The organism is Acinetobacter sp. HA (assembly GCF_000264725.1).
Lineage (GTDB): Bacteria > Pseudomonadota > Gammaproteobacteria > Pseudomonadales > Moraxellaceae > Acinetobacter > Acinetobacter schindleri.
In genome coordinates, this window is sequence record NZ_AJXD01000008.1 from 25,528 (window position 1) to 43,568 (window position 18,041).

Here is an 18,041-nt window from a genome sequence, read left to right on the forward strand (position 1 = left end):
ACCTGTTTACTGGACTTGGGGAGATTCTAAAGGTTTGTCCAATGGGACATTCAGCAAGCGTAAAGACTCTTGCATTACACGCGCAAAGACCGGCGCAGATACCGTACCACCATAGTAGGTGCCTTGCGGGTTTTCTACCACCACCACCATAGCGATCCGTGGGTCACTGACTGGTGCCACGCCGGCAAATAAAGCACGGTATTCATTGGTCGAATAACCTTTACGGTCAGCACGCAATTTATGCGCAGTCCCTGTTTTACCTGCAACCCGATAACCTGGCACTGTCGCACGAGTAGCGGTACCCCCTGGCAAGGTTGCAGTTTCCATCATCAGCAGAACCTGGTCTGCAATTTTCGGATCAATCATCTGCTCGCCTTTCGGCTGCTCTTCTAATTTGTACAGGCTTAGTGGGACTTTTACGCCCTTGTTAGCCAGCATGGCATAGGCATCAGCCAGTTGTAGCACCGTCGCATTCAGACCATAACCATAAGACATAGTCGCCACTTCAGACACGTTCCATTTACTAGGTGGCAGAATCAGACCGGCACTTTCACCCGGGAATTTCACGGCAGAACGCTGACCAAAACCAAGGCGTTTATAGAAAGTCGGCAAGGTTTCATAAGGCAGTGATAACGCCAGTTTGGCGACACCAACGTTAGAGGATTTCTGGATAATACCACCCAAGGTTAATTGCCCATAATTGTGGGTATCCCGGATTGTGTGATTCCCGACCCGCATACTTCCCGGGGTCGTATTCACCACTGAATTGGCTGTGTATTTACCACTTTCCAGCGCCATCGCTACAGTCAGCGGCTTCATGGTTGAACCCGGCTCGAAAGAGTCGACCGCACCGCGGTTACGCATCGCATCTTTGTTCAATAATCCGTTTTTATCATTCGGGTTATAAGCTGGCCATGAAGTCATCGCCAGAATTTCACCCGTCTTCACATCCACCGCGATTGCGGTTGCAGAACGGGCATTATTTGCAACACCTGCTGCAGTCAGTTCACGATACATAATGTACTGCAAGCGTGAATCGATGCTAAGCGTGATATTTTCCCCTGCTTCAACTTCTTTAATAATTTCAGGGTCTTTAACGCGGTTGCCCTTCTTATCACGTACTATCTGCTGCTCGCCGTCTACACCTGACAGACGGGTATTCAGCTGCATTTCCAGGCCTTCAATCCCCACGCTCTCACTATTGGTCAAGCCAATAATCTGTGAGTTCGGTTGTGGCTGCGGATAGTAACGCTTATAGTTTTTCTCGGTGTATACACCCTGGAAATTACGCTGCATAATCAGCTCAGCCTGTTGAGGCGGAACTTCTTTTTTCAGAATCAGATAACGGGAACGCGGACGCGCTTCCATCTTCTGGCGCAGGTCGGCACGATCCATACCCACCGCATCAGCCAGTTCATCCAGGTTCAGGTTTTTATCCGGTAACTGACGTTTCAGCTTGCGGTTATTCGGATCCTTTTCCAAAGCCTGAATCGTTTCATCATAGAGTTTTTTATTATCAAAATAATCACGTGGATCAATCACTACCCGCATAATTGGAGTACTGATCGCCAGGGGCACGCCATTACGGTCATAAATCACACCACGCATGGCTTTAATTTTGTCGGTTCTTAAAATCTTGGCATTGGCCTTGTTCTGCAGGAATTCTTTATTAATCACCTGTACATAGAAAGCGCGCCCGATCAAAGCCAGAAAGCACAGCAGTACCACGGCCCACATAATATAAAAACGGCTAATATCAACGCTTAAAGCATTTTTTGTCGTCACGGACTGTTTTTTACGTGCCACTTGCTTGGTTTTCTTGTCTACCATGTCTGAGCGCTAGCCTTATTTTTTTACATCTGAAGTTTGTGGCAATGAAATCACCACGGTCTGTGAAACAGGAGGAGAATACATTCTGAGCTGGGTCACGGCACGTGTTCCAATCTGGGCGGTTGCACCAAAGGTCTGCTGCTCGATCAGCAAACGTCCCCACTCTGCATTGAGATCATCACGCTCACGCAGATAGCTGCTCAGTTTTCGATAATCCTGACGATATTCAAAGACTTGAAACACCACAAATACAGCACTGATGAAAACCATCATCAACAGAATGCCGTAAGTAATGGCTTTCTTCATCCCTGACTGATTCAACTTCCTTTCGACCACTTCAGTTTTCATTATTTGCCTATTAAGCTAAACGTTCTGCAACTCGGAGCCATGCACTACGTGAACGAGGATTGGCTTTCACTTCCTCATCACTTGCCTTGATACGGGATACTTTTCTCAGTCGACGTGTATCCTTGCGTTGTTGCGGCATCCCCCAGCCCGAGTCTTCCTCTAAGGTAGATTCTTTTTGAATAAATTGTTTAATTAAACGGTCTTCCAATGAATGGAAGCTAATAACCGCCAAACGACCATGAGGTTTAAGTACTTCAACGGCTTGTGGCAGGAAAACTTCAATATCTTCTAATTCTTTATTAATAGCAATACGAATCGCCTGGAAAGTTCGGGTTGCCGCATGTTTATTTTTTTCCCATTTCGGGTGTGCCACTTTGACAATTTCTGCCAGCTTGGCTGTCGTATCAATATATCCGGCAGCCTTGATTGCTTTGGCAATCCGCCGGCTATATCGCTCTTCGCCATACTGGAAAATGATATTGGCCAAAGCTTCTTCTTCAATATTCACCAACCACTCAGCTGCGGTCGGGCCTTGTGAATTGTCCATACGCATATCCAGCGGACCATCTTTCATAAAGCTAAAGCCACGTTCAGCCTGATCCAGCTGTGGAGATGACACGCCTAAATCCGCCATCACCCCATCCACGCTTTCTATACCATGCTCAGCAAGTGCTTCTTTAAGGTCAGCAAAGCTGGCATGAATAATTTTAAACCGGGGATCTTCCTGTTCCAGGATCGCAGCTGTTTCAAGTGCCTGAGGGTCTTTATCAAAGGCATAAACACGGGCATTTTCATCTAATTTAGATAATAAAAGACGCGTATGGCCACCACGGCCGAAAGTTCCATCCACATAAATTCCCGTATTTCGATCAGCCACCAGGGCATCAACGGTTTCGTGAAGCAATACAGAAATATGGGACATAAAAACTCAATCAATAGGGCGAAAAATTTAACTGCACATTATCACTCTGTTTAGCTAAAGCTCCAAACGACTTTTTGTAGATAAATATTATTTTCCATAGAGAAAACCGTTTTTATTTTTACTCAAACGATAAAAAAGCTTCCTTGGAGGAAGCTTCTTTATTTATAGAATTAAATTTTAAATCAACAGATTAACGTTTTGAGTTATAAATCTGATCAAAGAGCGCCCCATTCACGAAATGAGTTTTCTGTGCATTGGCCCAGCCACCGAATACTTCATCAATGGTAAAAGTTTTAATTTTCGGGAACTGCTTCGAGTATTTCGCTAGAACTTCCTGATTACGTGGGCGGTAATAATGTTTCGCTGCCATTTCCTGACCGAGTGGAGAATATAAATAATTGATATAGCCTGTTGCCAACCATTTATTGCCATTTTTCTCAACAGTACGATCCACAATTGCCACAGAAGGTTCAGTCAGAATCGTCAGAGATGGGTAGATAATGTCAAACTTGTCTTTACCCAATGTCTTTTGCGTCACTAAAGCTTCATTTTCCCAAGTCAGCAATACATCACCAATATTACGCTCTGCAAAGGTAGTCATCGATGCACGTGCAGCTGAGTCCATGACTTTTACGTTTTTATAAAGCTTGCCCACAAACTCTTGAGCTTTTGCCTTGCTGCCACCCGGTTGTTTTTCTGCATAACCCCAAGCTGACAAATACACCCAACGTGGCAGACCACCAGTTTTCGGGTTCGGTGTAATAATTTCCACGCCTGGTTTAGTCAGATCTTTCCAGTCTTTAATTCCTTTAGGGTTACCCTTACGCACCATAAATACAATAGTCGAGGTATACGGTGCAGAGTTATATGGGAATTCCTTTTGCCAACCCGCTTTGATCTGGCCCGATTTTACGATTTCTTCAATGTCATTGGCTAAAGCCAGCGTCACAACATCGCCTTTCAGACCATCAACAACCGAACGTGCCTGTTTACCAGAACCACCATGCGACTGTTTAAAGTTCACATTAATACCAGTACGGCTTTTCCAGTAAGCACCAAAAGATTTATTGAATTCGTCATAGAACTCGCGGGTTGCATCATAGGAAACATTTAAAAAATCACGGTCAGCTGCTTGCGTGGCAGTTGTGGTAAATGTCAAACCTGTTGCCAATAAGGCAGCGCTAAATATTGATTTTAACTGAGTTTTCATGAGAGCACGGGAGGATTATCTTGTATTCATATAACTATATGAAATAAAGTTATTTTTCGCAATTCAGCAAACAAAGTGTATACAGGGTAATATTTAGTTATTTTTTGTTTTAATATCATGTTTTATATAATAAAAATTTTAATAATATAGAGCTATGCAGGTTTTATAGCATTTTATTCTTTAGATATGAAAAAAACGGATAAGCAATTTATCCGTTTTGCCGTCTTATCAAGTATTTAGAAAACCATGGCAAATTAGCGGTTTTCAGCAGAAATCTGGTCGTAGATTGCACCATTTACGAAATGAGTTCTCTGTGCCTTGGTCCAACCACCAAACACTTTATCAATTGTAAAGGTTTGAATTTTTGGAAATTGTTTTGCATACTTTGCAGCTGCTTTTTGGTCACGCGGACGGAAATAATATTTCGCTGCCAGTTCCTGTCCCTTCGGTGAATACAAGTAGTTCAAATAACCTTTAGCCAGATTCGCATTACCATTTTTCGCGACACTTTTGTCGACAATCGCCACCGATGGTTCAGCCAAGATCGAGATAGACGGATAAACAATTTCGTATTTGTCTTTACCTAAACCTTGAGTCGCCAGCAAGGCTTCATTTTCCCAAGACAACAACACGTCACCGATGCCACGCTCAGCAAAAGTCGTTAAAGATCCACGCGCACCTGAATCTAGCACTTTGACATTGCCATATAATTTTTTCACCAGTTCTTTGGCCTGAACATCATTACCACCCGGCTGTTTCAGCGCATAGCCCCAGGCAGACAGATAAATCCAGCGTGGTGCGCCACCGGTTTTCGGATTTGGGGTAATAATTTCGACCCCTGGCTTGGTTAGGTCATTCCAGTCTCTAATCTGTTTTGGATTACCCTTACGCACCAAGAAGACAATAGTCGAAGTATAAGGTGCTGAGTTATTCGGAAACTCTTTTTGCCAGCCTTTATGAATCAGACCAGCATTGACAATTTCTTCAATGTCATTGGCCAGTGCCAGTGTTACGACATCTGCTTGTAAACCATCCACTACGGAACGAGCCTGTTTACCTGAACCCCCATGTGACTGCTTAAAGTTAACCGTTTGTCCGGTTTTTTGTTTCCAGAATTTGCCGAATTCTTCATTATATTCCTGATAGAACTCACGGGTTGGATCGTAGGAAACATTCAGGAAATCTTTGGCTATTGCCAGCTGTGCACTTACCCCCGAAAACACTGCGAAAAATGCAGATACAATTATTTTTTTCATTACAATAGCTCTTTTGTTTATCTAAAAAACACTATATAAACTTGAAATATATTTAACAATCATATGCTTATAATAATAATTTTAAAGATTTTCTTATTTTTAGATATCTTATAAATGACAATTCTCTGCATTTTTTATACTTATCGCCTATCAATTGATTACTTTAGGATATGATCTTCATAGTCTCTTCATAGTCCTGTGCTAAAAATAGCGTCGTTATGAGGTGATCTCTGATTTTTCTCAATTTTCCATTGTCATATTTATTTTTTTGTAAATTTTGTGACTTGGTTCTACTTTTTAGGGGTTAAATGTGATTGAATTGTATTCAACACAACAAAAACCCTAAGACTATAAATCCAGCACCACAACAAGAGAGGGAGTTTGGACATGAAATTTGCAACGTTCAAGACCGGCATCCTGAGCCTATCCATTTTATTTACCGCACAATTCAGCAACGCTGTTGTTGCGCACCCTGAGCTAGTTAATAATCCGGCTGCACTAACAGCTGCTGCCTCTAAACCAGCAGTAACAGTGACTAAGTCATCTCCTATTGTAAAGGCAATTCAGCAGCAAAAAACTGAAAAATCTCTGCATCCTGAAGAAAACCTGAAAGTTTTGACTGCAATTAAAGTACGTCCATCACAAAACTTTTTTGCCGATCAAAACCAGAGTTTTACTCGTTTTCTGCAAAATTTTTTCTTTAGCAGCAATTCCTAATGATCAGCTGACAGCTCGCAACATTTAAAACTGCTTCTGATCTAAAGCCATATCATTCAATGTTGAATTAAGCATTAAGTGATGTGGCTTTTTCGTTATAATAGCCAGAAATTTATATTTAGATTCCATCCGACTATGACTGTTCGTACTCGTATTGCCCCTTCTCCTACAGGTTTTCCTCATGTAGGAACTGCCTATATTGCCTTGTTTAACCTGTGCTTTGCCAAGCAGCACGGCGGTGAATTTATTCTTCGTATTGAAGATACTGATCAGCTGCGCTCTACCCCTGAATCAGAGAAAATGATTCTGGATTCTTTGCGCTGGTTAGGCCTGAACTGGTCTGAAGGTCCGGATATTGGTGGTCCACATGCGCCATACCGTCAGTCAGAACGTATGAGCATCTATAAAAAATATGCTGAAGAGCTGGTAGATAAAGGTCATGCCTTCTACTGTTTTGCGACTGCGCAAGAGTTAGATGAAATGCGTGCTGAACAGCAGGCACGTGGTGAATCACCACGTTACGATGGCCGTGGTTTAAAACTCTCTAAAGAAGAAGTCGCACGTCGTCTGGCAGCTGGCGAACCGCATGTGATTCGTATGAAAGTGCCAACTGAAGGTGTATGTACCTTCAATGATATGTTGCGTGGTGAAGTAGAAATTCCATGGGCGCAAGTCGACATGCAAATTCTGTTAAAAACAGACGGTCTGCCAACTTATCATTTGGCAAACGTGGTCGATGATCATCTGATGCAAATCACCCATGTGATTCGCGGTGAAGAATGGATTCCTTCTGCACCGAAACACCAATTGCTTTACAAATACTTTGGTTGGGATATGCCAGTGCTGTGCCACATGCCACTACTGCGTAACCCGGACAAATCAAAACTATCTAAACGTAAAAACCCGACGTCTATTAACTACTATAAAGACATCGGTGTATTGCCAGAAGCCCTGCTGAACTACTTGGGTCGTATGGGCTGGTCAATGCCAGATGAGCGTGAAAAATTTACACTGACTGAGATGATTGAACACTTTGACATTAATCGTGTTTCTCTTGGCGGCCCGATCTTTGATGTTGAAAAATTAAATTGGCTGAATGGTCAGTGGATTAAGGCACTTTCTCCAGCTGAGCTTCTGGATACCTTGCTGACCTGGAAAGCTGATCGTGCCAAATTAGAAGAAATTGCTGCTGCGATTCAACCACGTATCAACCTGTTGTCAGAAGCGGTGAACTGGTCAGCGCATTATTTCAACCATTTCCCTACGCTGTCTAAAGAACAGTTTGAAAGCAAAAAACTGACTGAAGAACAGGTACGTCAAAGTTTGCAGTTTGCAATTTGGCGTCTGGAAAGCCTGTTTACCTGGAATAATGATACGGTCGGCCAAACTCTGATGGATCTTGCCAACCAGATGGGCATCAAGCTACGTGATTTTATGCCAGCTTTCTTTATTGCCATTGCCGGTTCAACTGCATCTACGCCAGTGATGCAAACCATGGTGACGATTGGACCAGACCTGACCTTTGCCCGTCTGCGTCATGCCCTGGAAATTGTCGGTGGTCCAAGCAAAAAAGAGCTGAAAGTCTGGGAAAAACTTAATGAAAGCTTAAAATTGCCGAAAAATGATGCAGTTGATGAAGCTTAATTAAATTTTTAGTTGACGTGTGAACGTTATATCCATAATATAGCGCTCACACAGACTGGGGTCATAGCTCAGTTGGTAGAGCGCTACAATGGCATTGTAGAGGTCAGGAGTTCGATCCTCCTTGACTCCACCAAAAGTCTTGCTTTACTTGTGTATTTGCCTCATTTGTCCCTATCGTCTAGAGGCCTAGGACATCGCCCTTTCACGGCGGTAACCGGGGTTCGAATCCCCGTAGGGACGCCATATTCAAGATCACTATAATATATTAGGGTGATCTTAATAAAAAAACCCAAGCATTGCGACTTGGGTTTTTTATTGTCTGAAATTTATTATGATAACTTTGAGCCACTTTTGGCTTTCTGTATGATTAAGATTAAAATAGACAAAATTGAAAAATTCTGGAGTTGCAATGCAATACCGTTGTCCGAAATGTCAAAGTCCTAAAATTATGCCGCTTGCACAACCAGGTCAGCCAGCAGCACGTCCAGTCGTGCCAAAAAGCTTGGTACTTCTTGTACCTGCCCTATTTGTCTTACTTCTGCTGGTGATCATCAGTATTGGTATGTGGATTTTTGGTGACGGCGCAGGCACTACCCTACAGACTGCGACAGTAATTGTATTCGTGATCTGTCTGATTGCAGGCTTTATGTTCTATAAAGACTTGCCTGACTTTAAAATCTCTATGCAGGCATTCATGCAAAGCCAGAAAAAATGGAAATGCCGTGAATGTAATCATGAATGGGAAATCTGATTTTTCTCTCTCGTATTTAAGGCTGCTTCGGCAGTCTTTTTTATGCCTTTCATTAAATTAGTTTTATCGGATTATCTAAAAATTTAAAAACATCATCAGACAAACTGGTGTAATTTATTCTTATAAAAAAGGATTCCAATTTATTGCAGGGATGCAGCATAAAGGAATAATAAAAATGCTTAAAAAAATTATAAATTTTCTATTTTCTTGTAATGATCCGCCTATTCCATTCATTGAGGAGCAGCCGAGTGAAGCAGATACTTATTATTTGCAGGCTTTGCAATATGAGTCACTTTGTATGACCCTGCAACAACTACAGGCTGTACCAGAGATTAGCCAACGCCTAACCCCAAAACACATCTATCAACGCAATGCTGTCTGGAACTACCTGAGTGCAGGGTTAAGAGGACATATGGAAGCACAATATCGACTTGGCGTGTATTATTTGCATGGAAAACTAGGTCTAGATCAAAATGATGAACAGGCCAGATTATGGTTAGATAAAGCCAGACAGCAAAATCATAGTAAGGCTGCACAACTTTTATCAGAAATAGAAAGCTGATAAACTTAAGAATATAGGATAAAAAACCAGCCCGAGGGCTGGTTTTTTTTGTCGCTTTAGTTAAGCACCAATTTTGCGGTATTTCTGACGTTTCGCAACCAGGTCATCCCCATCGCGTTTACGACGATATTCTTCGAATTCTGCATAGTTACCGGTGAAGAATTCAGGTGTTTCACCTTCGAATGACAAGATGTGCGTTGCAATACGGTCAAGGAACCAACGGTCATGCGAGATCACCATCACTGTACCCGGGAAGACAAGAATCGCGTCTTCGAGTGCACGTAAAGTTTCGATGTCCAAGTCGTTCGACGGTTCATCGAGTAAGATTACGTTAGCGCCCATTTGCAGGATTTTTGCAAGCTGTAAACGGTTACGCTCACCACCTGACAACTGACCGACACGTTTTTGCTGATCTTGGCCTTTAAAGTTAAAACGGCCGATGTACGCACGTGATGCAATTTCGTATTCACCAATACGCAAGATATCTAAACCGCCAGAAACTTCTTCCCAAACAGTTTTGTTGTTATCTAAGGTGTCACGAATCTGCCCTACATAAGCAACTTTAACTGAATCACCTAAAGTTACTGTACCCGTATCAGGTTGTAATTCGCCTGTCATCATACGGAAGAGTGTGGTTTTACCCGCACCGTTTTCACCGACAATACCCACAATCGCAGCAGGCGGTACAACAAACGATAAATCTTTATAGAGCGTACGATCACCAAACGATTTGCTGATACCTTCAACTTCTACAACCTTGTTACCTAGACGTGGACCAGGTGGAATGTAGATTTCAGACGTTTCGTTACGTTGCTGGAATTCGCGCGAGTTAAGCTCTTCAAAGCGTTCCATACGTGCCTTGTTTTTCTTTTGCTGACCTTTCGCATTAGAACGAACCCATTCAAGTTCTTTCTTAAGCGCTTTAGCAAAAGATTCTTCCTGCTTCTGTTCCTGCTCTAAACGGGCATTTTTCTGCTCTAACCAAGAAGAGTAGTTGCCTTGGTATGGAATGCCCATGCCACGGTCAAGTTCAAGAATCCACTCTGCTACGTTATCCAGGAAGTAACGGTCATGCGTGATCGCAACGATGGTACCTGGGAAGTCTTTCAAGAAACGCTCTAACCAGGATACAGATGATGCATCCAAGTGGTTCGTCGGTTCGTCTAGAAGTAACATATCTGGCTTAGACAGAAGCAGACGGCAAAGTGCAACACGACGGCGCTCACCACCAGACAATTTAGTTACATCAGCATCCCAAGCTGGCAGGTTTAATGCAGCTGCCGCCTGTTCAAGCTGGTTGTTAAGGTTATGCGCATCCCAAGTCTGAATAATCGCTTCTAGCTTTTCTTGCTCTTTTGCAAGTGCATCGAAATCTGCATCTTCTGCTGCATATTCAGCGAAAACTTCATCCAAACGTGCCAAAGCATCAAGTGCTTCACGTACGCCATCTTCAACATTACCACGAACGTCTTTGGTTTCATCCAAAGGTGGTTCTTGCTCCAGATAACCGATTTTGATACCCGGTTGCGCACGAGCTTCACCAGAGAAATCTTTATCTACGCCCGCCATAATACGAAGCAAAGTAGATTTACCCGCACCGTTCAGACCAAGCACACCAATTTTTGCGCCTGGGAAAAATGATAAGGAGATATCTTTGAGGATTTCGCGCTTCGGCGGAACCATCTTGGATACTCGGTTCATCGTATAAATATATTGGGCCACGTAGGACTCCTCAATTGAAAAACCAGATGGGGAAAAAATGAATTTCCCCTGCTCAATCATGAGCGAAAAAATAATCGGCTATTATACGCAGAATGTCTACAAAACATAAGCCATTCCGGTGAAGTTAATGCCTTGTTACAAGTTTAATCCTGTTTATTTTTCAAACAGAATTTTTAGTCCCTAAACTTGCATTATTTTGTTGATGTTATATCGTGAATTAAGATATTCATCTGAATAAATATGCACTTTTCTTCATATTTCAAGTGCTAATATTTGAGCAATTTTATTAAAGCAAAACACAAAGAAGACTAACGATCATGACTTATAAAGCAGAAACTTTAGCAATTCACGCAGGTTATAGCCCGGAACCCACCACCAAAGCTGTCGCGGTGCCAATTTATCAGACCACCTCTTATGCCTTTGACAATACCCAGCATGGCGCAGACCTGTTTGACCTGAAAGTCCAAGGCAATATTTATACCCGTATCATGAATCCGACCACAGCAGTGTTAGAACAGCGTATTGCTGCGCTAGAAGGTGGTATTGGCGCACTGGCATTAGCATCCGGTATGGCCGCCATTACTTACGCGATTCAGACCATTGCTGAAGCTGGGGACAATATTGCTTCAGTGTCTACTTTATATGGTGGCACCTATAACCTGTTTGCACATACTCTGCCAAAGCAAGGCATTGAAGTCCGCTTCTTTGACTACCAAAACCCGGAAGCACTGCGTGGTCTGATTGACGACAAAACCAAACTGGTTTTTGTGGAATCAATTGGTAACCCACTCGGCAATATTATCGACTTAGAAGCGATTTCAAAGATTGCGCATGAATACGGCGTACCCGTGATTGTCGACAACACTGTAGCAACTCCCGTCTTGCAAAAGTCTTTTGATTTCGGTGCCGATATCGTAGTGCACTCACTGACCAAATATATTGGCGGGCATGGCAATTCGATTGGCGGCATTATTGTCGATAGCGGCAAGTTTCCATGGGGCAAACATGCAGCACGCTTCTCTACCCTGAATACACCTGACCCAAGCTACCACGGTGTCAACTATGTCGAAGCTTTAGGTGAAGCAGCCTATATTGCCCGTGCCCGTGTGGTACCACTTCGCAATACTGGTGCAGCAATCAGCCCGCAAAATGTATTCCTGATTTTGCAAGGACTGGAAACTTTAAGTCTACGTATGGAACGTCATACTGAAAATGCACTTAAAGTTGCGGAATATTTGCAGCAGCATCCAAAAGTAAAATGGGTCAATTACGCTGGTCTGAAAGATCATCCTCAGCATGCTTTGGCGCAGAAATATGTGAAAGGGAAACCGTCTGCAATCTTAACCTTTGGTGTTGAAGGTGGTCGTGAAGGCGGTGCTCGTTTTATTGATGCCCTGCAGCTGTTCACCCGTCTGGTCAATATTGGGGATGCCAAGAGTCTGGCCTGTCATCCGGCCACTACGACTCATCGCCAGCTTAATCCAGAAGAACTTAAATCGGCTGGCGTGAGTGAAGATATGGTTCGTCTTTCTATCGGGATTGAACACATTGATGACCTGATTGCTGATCTGGAACAGTCACTCGCAGCCGTTTAAGCCTTCTTTTAAAGCAAAAAACTCCATCATTTCTGATGGAGTTTTTTATCTGGCTTTACTTTTCATGAGCTTTATCTTATGGTTAGATCACAATAAAAATTAATTGAAACGTAGTTTAAAAATAGAGCAATTACTCTAAAATTTTCCTTATTTTCAACAACTTAATCTCTGGATTTTCCTGCATAATTCGTTATCATATACAGACTTCATTGTGTACGAACTTCCGTGCATACCTACGTACAAACCAAATAAGAAAAAACGTAAACCTACAGCATATTTCAGGAAGAACAAACGTGAAATCCAGACTACAGAAACATCTACTGAAACGAGTTCAAGGCAAAACTATCCTCATTACGGGTGCATCCAGCGGTATTGGCCTGACAGCAGCACACCGTCTGGCAGATGCAGGTGCACATGTCCTGCTAGTAGCACGTACCAAAGAGACTCTGGACCAGGTAAAAGAAGAAATTGAAGCAAAAGGCGGCATGGCAACAGTTTTTCCGTGTGACCTGAATAATCTGGACGCCATTGATGAAGTATCCAAACAGATTCTGGCTTCTGTTGATCACATTGATATTCTGATTAACAATGCCGGTCGCTCGATCCGTCGTGCGGTACATGAATCTGTAGACCGCTTCCACGATTTTGAACGTACCATGCAGCTGAACTATTTCGGTGCTGTGCGTCTGGTGATGAACATCCTGCCACATATGATGATTCGTCGTCAGGGTCACATCATCAACATCAGTTCGATTGGGGTATTGGCAAATGCGACCCGCTTCTCTGCTTATGTGGCATCGAAAGCAGCCTTGGATGCATTTAGTCGCTGTCTGTCTGCAGAAGTCAATTCACATAAGATCGCAATTACTTCTATCTATATGCCATTGGTACGTACGCCAATGATTGCACCGACCAAGATCTATAAATATGTTCCGACGCTTTCTCCTGAAGAAGCATCTGATCTGATTGCACATGCAATTGTGAAACGACCGAAAAAAGTTGCTACCGGTTTGGGCCGTCTAGCTTCAATTACTTATGCAATTGCACCAGACATTAACAATAAACTGATGTCAATCGGCTACAACCTGTTCCCAAGTTCATCTGCCTCTGTAGGTCAGCCACAGAAGCTGAACTGGGTACAGAAAGCATATGCACGTATCTTCCCGGGTGAGCACTGGTAAGTTCAGGCGAAAATGCACTTTGAACAAAGCCGCCTGCTGGCGGCTTTATTATTTTGATCGGCTAACAATCAAGATACCCTGAATTATCACGACAGATCCTGTCATTTCAGATGCAGATTTTTGCCGCAAATGATCTCAGATCACGTACACTATCGGACGGATATTTGATCCGCATGTATTAAACATTTAGATATTGATTCAACAGATGGACACCCTTATGAATAACCTGCAATGGCTCGATGAAGTAAAATTTAACGAACAAGGACTTGTACCTGCCATTGCCCAGCATCATCAAACCGGTCGTGTATTGATGGTGGCGTGGATGAATCGTGAAGCACTGGCGCTGACTGCAGAAAAGAATCAGGCCGTGTATTTCTCTCGTTCCCGCAATAAGTTATGGCATAAGGGTGAAGAATCAGGTCATTTTCAGACGGTGCATGAAATCCGTCTGGACTGTGATGCTGACGTGATTGTGCTGCAAATCGAACAGCATGGTGGGATTGCCTGTCATACTGGTCGTGAATCTTGTTTCTATCGCAAACTGACGCCGAATGGCTGGGAAATTGTCGATGTACAAATTAAAGATCCTGCAGCGATCTATGGTGAAAAATCTGCAAACCCGCATACCATGGCGATGAATGCATCTAATGCCCAATCAGAACAGGTTGAGGTCTTGTCTTATCTGGGTCAGATGATGGCTGAACGTAAGCAGGCTGATCCCGATTCATCTTATGTTGCCAAGCTCTATCACAAAGGCTTAAACAAAATTCTGGAAAAAGTCGGTGAAGAAAGCTTTGAAACTGTGATTGCTGCCAAAGACTTTAAAGCTGAAGCAACCGAAGACAATAAAAATGACCTGATCTATGAGGTGGCAGATCTGTGGTTCCATACTATCGTGATGCTGGGCTATTTCGACCTTGATCCACAACTGGTTTTAAATGAACTGGCACGTCGTCAGGGCTTATCTGGTCTGGTTGAAAAAGCCAACCGTTCACACTAAGTTTTCAATTTAACTGTGTCTGAGCCAATTAAACCGACCGCAACCTATGAGCAGGCCACTGCCATTGATAACGCACGTCTGGGCAAATCTTTTAAAGTGATTGCCTATGCCGGCACAGGTAAAACCACAACTTTACAAATGATCAGCGATGCCATGCCGCAGCGGCGTGGCATGTATCTGGCATTTAACAAATCCATTGCTGCGGAAGCACAAAATAAGTTCCATCGTGGTGTGGACTGCCGGACTTTCCACTCACTGGCCTATCGCAGTGTTCCACGTGGAGTCACGGATAAAATGCGCCTGCCCCGTCTCAGTCCAAGCTTCATTGCCAAGGAATATCGCCTTGAGCCGATGACCCTGCGCCGCATGATGGGTGGCCGTTATGAAAAATATGTCATGATGCCTTCGCGTCTGGCCAGTCTGGTCGCGAATGCGGTCGGTTATTTCTGTTCAACCAGTTCACAATACCCTGCTCCACGGCATATTCAGGCACCAAGCTGGTTACATCCGGACGATGTCGAAGCCCTGCAAAAGAAACTCTATCCTGCGGTTGAGCGTCGCTGGCTGGAATCGATTGATCCGAATCATCAGGCCGGAATCGGACATGATATTTATCTGAAACTCTGGGCATTATCAGAACCGAATATTCCAGCGGATTATGTACTTTTTGATGAAGCTCAGGATGCTGACCCCCTGATGTTGGGTATTTTGCTAAAACAGCGCAGCACCCAGGTGATCTATGTCGGGGATGCGCATCAGCAGATTTATGCCTGGCGTGGTGCAGTCAATGCCATGCAGCAACTGCCATTACCAGAATCCCGCCTAACTACCTCATTCCGTTTTGGTCCTGAAATTGCCCTGAATGCCAATGCAATTTTGGGAGCCTTGAATGAAACCGTGCCCTTACTCGGTAATCCGCATCTGAACTCTAAAGTAGTGAATAAACCACATACCAAAATGCGTGATGCGATTTTATGCCGTACCAATGCCCGAGCCATGGAACTGCTGCTTGCTGGACTTGTGCGTGGTGAAAAGGTCAGTTTGCAGGCCGATCATGTCAAGCTGAACCGTTTTGTCGAAGCGGCTGCCATGCTGAAACAGGGCAAACGTGTGGTGGATGTGCCTGAACTGGCCTGGTTTAACTCCTGGCATGATGTACATGAATATTGCGAGACCAATGAAGGCAGTGACATTAAACCTTTGGTGAAACTGGTCGATGAGCATGGGACTGATCCGCTAAAAACTGCGCTGGCCAAGATCACGCCAATCGGACAGGCCCACTACATCATCTCCACCGCCCACAAGGCTAAAGGTCTGGAATGGGACCGGGTCCATATTGAAGATGACTACCAGTTTAAATTAAATGAAAAAGATCACAAGATTAGTGATGAAGAGTTAAGACTGCTTTACGTAGCCTGTACACGTGCTAAAGTAAGCTTAAATATTCACCACATTTATGACCTGATTCAGCAGCTAAAAATTAAAATGCCTCTATCATTACGGCAGGCAGCAGGCTAGTACAGCATGGATGTAGGCATCACGATACAGGTGGTCTATGCAAGTCGAATCCATACAACTCAAACATACCCTGCACTTTTCTGATATCCAGCTTGATTTTAAATATCATAAACTGCCCGTTACCTTAATTCTCGGTGATCAGGGTTCTGGTAAAACGGCGCTGCTGCGTAGCACCTATCAGGCACTGACCTGGTTCGCTGCGCGCTATCGCGACCTGCGTACTGCCGGCATGGTGATGCTGGATCAGGACATCATGCAACATCGTCTGCAATCCAAGATCAATATTCAGGTCCGTTTTCCTGAAGAAATTGGCTCTTTTGCAGAAAGTAGCGATCAACAGCAATCTTCTACCCAGCAGTGTAGCTGGCAGCTTTATAAAACTTTAAATAGTCAGGGTGTGGGACTGAGTAAGGTAGATACATCGCAACTCGAAGCGATGGTCACGTTGTATCAGAAAGCCCTCGCCAAAGATCCAATGCTGGGCTTACCGCTGATTGCCTATTATCCGGCTGAGCGTTTTTGTCAATGAAATCAATCTGCTCAGTAAAAACAATCCGGCGATTTTACAAACGGTGTATGCCTATGAAATTGCAGCTATTCCCTTCACGACTTTTACCCGTTTTTTTGAATGGTTCCGGGAAATCAGCGACATTGAAAATGCGCAAAGTGCGCAGATTCTGGAGCAAATCCTGAGCCGCGCTTCGCAGCAGGATAAAAAACACAATATGGATGAACTGGTCAAGCATATTGAACATGCCCAGATCCAGGTGAATACTCCGAGTTTAAATAGCCTGCGTGAAGCTTTGTCGATCGTTCTGCCTGAAGTCAGCAATCTCTATTTGCAGTACCAACCTAAAATGCAGCTGATGGTGAGCTACAAAGGACAAACCCAGACTTTACAGCAATTACCGAATAGCATCCGTAACTGGATTGCCTTAGTCGGAGATATTGTACGTCGCCTGTGTCTGCTCAATCCGAAAAGCCTGTTTCCATGCAAGGAAGGCAGTGGCATTCTACTGATTGATGCGATTGATCATCAGCTGGATCAGGACATGGCAGCAGTCATTCTGTCTCGTCTGCATCAAGCCTTTCCTGAACTGCAAATCATTGTGACTGGTAACCGTCCTGAGTTACTGGAACAGGCAGCAGATTTTCAATGTGTGTGTCTTGAAGATAAACAACTCTATCCAGTTCAAGTTGATACAATCCCAGCGCAATATGATCAACTCTATGCGAATTTAGGCCTGGGTCAAGAAACCCTGAATACTGAGGAAATCGTGCTGCTCGAGCCCGAGCTTGAACAAGTAACGCCACTTTCAATCTTGCAACTGATTCAGCAAACATTGAATGAAGAGCAGCAACAGGAGTTGCTACGTTTACTGAATCAGAATGACCGGAAAATTCCCCAAATTCCGTTTTAAGCGAATAAGCTGGCTCTTGAATTAACCTGATTTAATTTTTCTGAATGCCTCCTCATCGAGGCAGGTCTTCAAGACTGTCCATTTTTTTCAATAGACTCTTCAAGTTTGATCTTTATTTTCAGTTCAATCCGGTCGATGTGCTCAAGCATGCGCCCCATGCTTTCATGGGGTCATCGTATAATTGTTAAGTCGTACACAAAAAGATTGATGTTGTTGTTATCCTGTAATATGATCGGAATTACTTGCATTTTTCATTGTAAAATCTGAATTTGCTATCGTTTATAAGTTGCGCAATACAACTGTTTTTATTCTTTGAATACGATTTGGCTTTCAAGATTGAGAAATTTGGGCTGCTCCTTGCATT

14 protein-coding genes, 2 tRNA genes and 1 pseudogene are annotated in these 18,041 nt (G+C 43.5%); 11 read left to right on the plus strand and 6 right to left on the minus strand.

What is annotated here, in order from left to right:
* Window positions 1–6: 6 nt before the first annotated feature.
* The 5 genes from ftsI to HADU_RS02320 form a co-directional block, all read right to left on the minus strand.
* Entirely contained in the window at window positions 7–1,830 is a 1,824-nt protein-coding gene (gene ftsI / locus HADU_RS02300) for a penicillin-binding protein PBP3 (protein WP_004810024.1), read from the minus strand.
* Between the two features lie 15 nt (window positions 1,831–1,845).
* On the minus strand, window positions 1,846–2,178 hold the full coding sequence (locus HADU_RS02305; protein ID WP_004810026.1) for a cell division protein FtsL: 333 nt from the start codon (window positions 2,176–2,178) through the stop codon (window positions 1,846–1,848).
* A 10-nt stretch (window positions 2,179–2,188) separates the two neighbouring features.
* Window positions 2,189–3,100 carry a 16S rRNA (cytosine(1402)-N(4))-methyltransferase RsmH gene (rsmH, locus tag HADU_RS02310; protein ID WP_004810027.1) on the minus strand — a complete coding sequence of 304 codons (912 nt, stop codon included), beginning with the start codon at window positions 3,098–3,100 and terminating at the stop codon, window positions 2,189–2,191.
* A 190-nt stretch (window positions 3,101–3,290) separates the two neighbouring features.
* Window positions 3,291–4,310, minus strand: a complete 1,020-nt coding sequence (locus HADU_RS02315; protein ID WP_004810029.1) for a sulfate ABC transporter substrate-binding protein — start codon at window positions 4,308–4,310, stop codon at window positions 3,291–3,293.
* Between the two features lie 254 nt (window positions 4,311–4,564).
* Entirely contained in the window at window positions 4,565–5,566 is a 1,002-nt protein-coding gene (locus HADU_RS02320; protein WP_008303222.1) for a sulfate ABC transporter substrate-binding protein, read from the minus strand.
* A 387-nt stretch (window positions 5,567–5,953) separates the two neighbouring features.
* Between HADU_RS02320 and HADU_RS02325 the strand changes: the two genes are divergently transcribed.
* From HADU_RS02325 to HADU_RS02350, 6 genes are all read left to right on the plus strand, one after another.
* Entirely contained in the window at window positions 5,954–6,283 is a 330-nt protein-coding gene (locus HADU_RS02325; RefSeq protein WP_004810034.1) for a hypothetical protein, read from the plus strand.
* Window positions 6,284–6,418: 135 nt separating this feature from the next.
* The gene (gene gltX, locus HADU_RS02330; RefSeq protein WP_008303225.1) at window positions 6,419–7,927 is read left to right on the plus strand and encodes a glutamate--tRNA ligase; all 1,509 of its coding nucleotides are present in this window, start codon (window positions 6,419–6,421) and stop codon (window positions 7,925–7,927) included.
* Between the two features lie 57 nt (window positions 7,928–7,984).
* Window positions 7,985–8,060, plus strand: a tRNA-Ala gene (locus HADU_RS02335).
* A 34-nt stretch (window positions 8,061–8,094) separates the two neighbouring features.
* Window positions 8,095–8,170: transfer RNA gene (locus tag HADU_RS02340), tRNA-Glu, on the plus strand.
* 166 nt (window positions 8,171–8,336) lie between these two features.
* Complete coding sequence (locus HADU_RS02345) at window positions 8,337–8,678, plus strand: hypothetical protein (RefSeq protein ID WP_004810038.1); 342 nt, start codon at window positions 8,337–8,339, stop codon at window positions 8,676–8,678.
* Window positions 8,679–8,853: 175 nt separating this feature from the next.
* On the plus strand, window positions 8,854–9,240 hold the full coding sequence (locus tag HADU_RS02350) for an SEL1-like repeat protein (protein WP_004896294.1): 387 nt from the start codon (window positions 8,854–8,856) through the stop codon (window positions 9,238–9,240).
* A gap of 60 nt (window positions 9,241–9,300) precedes the next feature.
* On the opposite strand, the gene ettA is transcribed toward HADU_RS02350, so the two are convergent.
* Window positions 9,301–10,962, minus strand: coding sequence for an energy-dependent translational throttle protein EttA (gene ettA / locus HADU_RS02355; protein ID WP_004810042.1), 1,662 nt, complete (start codon window positions 10,960–10,962; stop codon window positions 9,301–9,303).
* A gap of 317 nt (window positions 10,963–11,279) precedes the next feature.
* Between ettA and HADU_RS02360 the strand changes: the two genes are divergently transcribed.
* The 5 genes and pseudogenes from HADU_RS02360 to HADU_RS02380 all read left to right on the plus strand — a co-directional run bounded on the left by HADU_RS02360 (window position 11,280) and on the right by HADU_RS02380 (window position 17,677).
* On the plus strand, window positions 11,280–12,557 hold the full coding sequence (locus HADU_RS02360; RefSeq protein ID WP_004810044.1) for an O-acetylhomoserine aminocarboxypropyltransferase/cysteine synthase family protein: 1,278 nt from the start codon (window positions 11,280–11,282) through the stop codon (window positions 12,555–12,557).
* A 293-nt stretch (window positions 12,558–12,850) separates the two neighbouring features.
* On the plus strand, window positions 12,851–13,738 hold the full coding sequence (locus tag HADU_RS02365) for an SDR family NAD(P)-dependent oxidoreductase (RefSeq protein ID WP_004810045.1): 888 nt from the start codon (window positions 12,851–12,853) through the stop codon (window positions 13,736–13,738).
* 217 nt (window positions 13,739–13,955) lie between these two features.
* A complete protein-coding gene (gene hisIE / locus HADU_RS02370; RefSeq protein ID WP_004896299.1) occupies window positions 13,956–14,738 on the plus strand; it encodes a bifunctional phosphoribosyl-AMP cyclohydrolase/phosphoribosyl-ATP diphosphatase HisIE in 783 nt (260 codons plus the stop codon).
* A gap of 15 nt (window positions 14,739–14,753) precedes the next feature.
* Complete coding sequence (locus HADU_RS02375; RefSeq protein WP_008303229.1) at window positions 14,754–16,256, plus strand: UvrD-helicase domain-containing protein; 1,503 nt, start codon at window positions 14,754–14,756, stop codon at window positions 16,254–16,256.
* A 37-nt stretch (window positions 16,257–16,293) separates the two neighbouring features.
* Window positions 16,294–17,677: pseudogene (locus tag HADU_RS02380) on the plus strand (AAA family ATPase).
* Window positions 17,678–18,041 lie beyond the last annotated feature (364 nt).

What these genes read in the sequence shown, in the direction of transcription:
- HADU_RS02315 (WP_004810029.1), bottom strand. Translation starts at nt 4,310, where the DNA reads ATGAAAACTCAGTTAAAATCAATATTTAGCGCTGCCTTATTGGCAACA.
- HADU_RS02305 (WP_004810026.1), bottom strand. Translation starts at nt 2,178, where the DNA reads ATGAAAACTGAAGTGGTCGAAAGGAAGTTGAATCAGTCAGGGATGAAG.
- HADU_RS02345 (WP_004810038.1), top strand. Translation starts at nt 8,337, where the DNA reads ATGCAATACCGTTGTCCGAAATGTCAAAGTCCTAAAATTATGCCGCTT.
- gltX (WP_008303225.1), top strand. Translation starts at nt 6,419, where the DNA reads ATGACTGTTCGTACTCGTATTGCCCCTTCTCCTACAGGTTTTCCTCAT.
- ftsI (WP_004810024.1), bottom strand. Translation starts at nt 1,830, where the DNA reads ATGGTAGACAAGAAAACCAAGCAAGTGGCACGTAAAAAACAGTCCGTG.
- HADU_RS02325 (WP_004810034.1), top strand. Translation starts at nt 5,954, where the DNA reads ATGAAATTTGCAACGTTCAAGACCGGCATCCTGAGCCTATCCATTTTA.
- HADU_RS02350 (WP_004896294.1), top strand. Translation starts at nt 8,854, where the DNA reads ATGCTTAAAAAAATTATAAATTTTCTATTTTCTTGTAATGATCCGCCT.
- HADU_RS02360 (WP_004810044.1), top strand. Translation starts at nt 11,280, where the DNA reads ATGACTTATAAAGCAGAAACTTTAGCAATTCACGCAGGTTATAGCCCG.
- HADU_RS02320 (WP_008303222.1), bottom strand. Translation starts at nt 5,566, where the DNA reads ATGAAAAAAATAATTGTATCTGCATTTTTCGCAGTGTTTTCGGGGGTA.
- rsmH (WP_004810027.1), bottom strand. Translation starts at nt 3,100, where the DNA reads ATGTCCCATATTTCTGTATTGCTTCACGAAACCGTTGATGCCCTGGTG.
- hisIE (WP_004896299.1), top strand. Translation starts at nt 13,956, where the DNA reads ATGAATAACCTGCAATGGCTCGATGAAGTAAAATTTAACGAACAAGGA.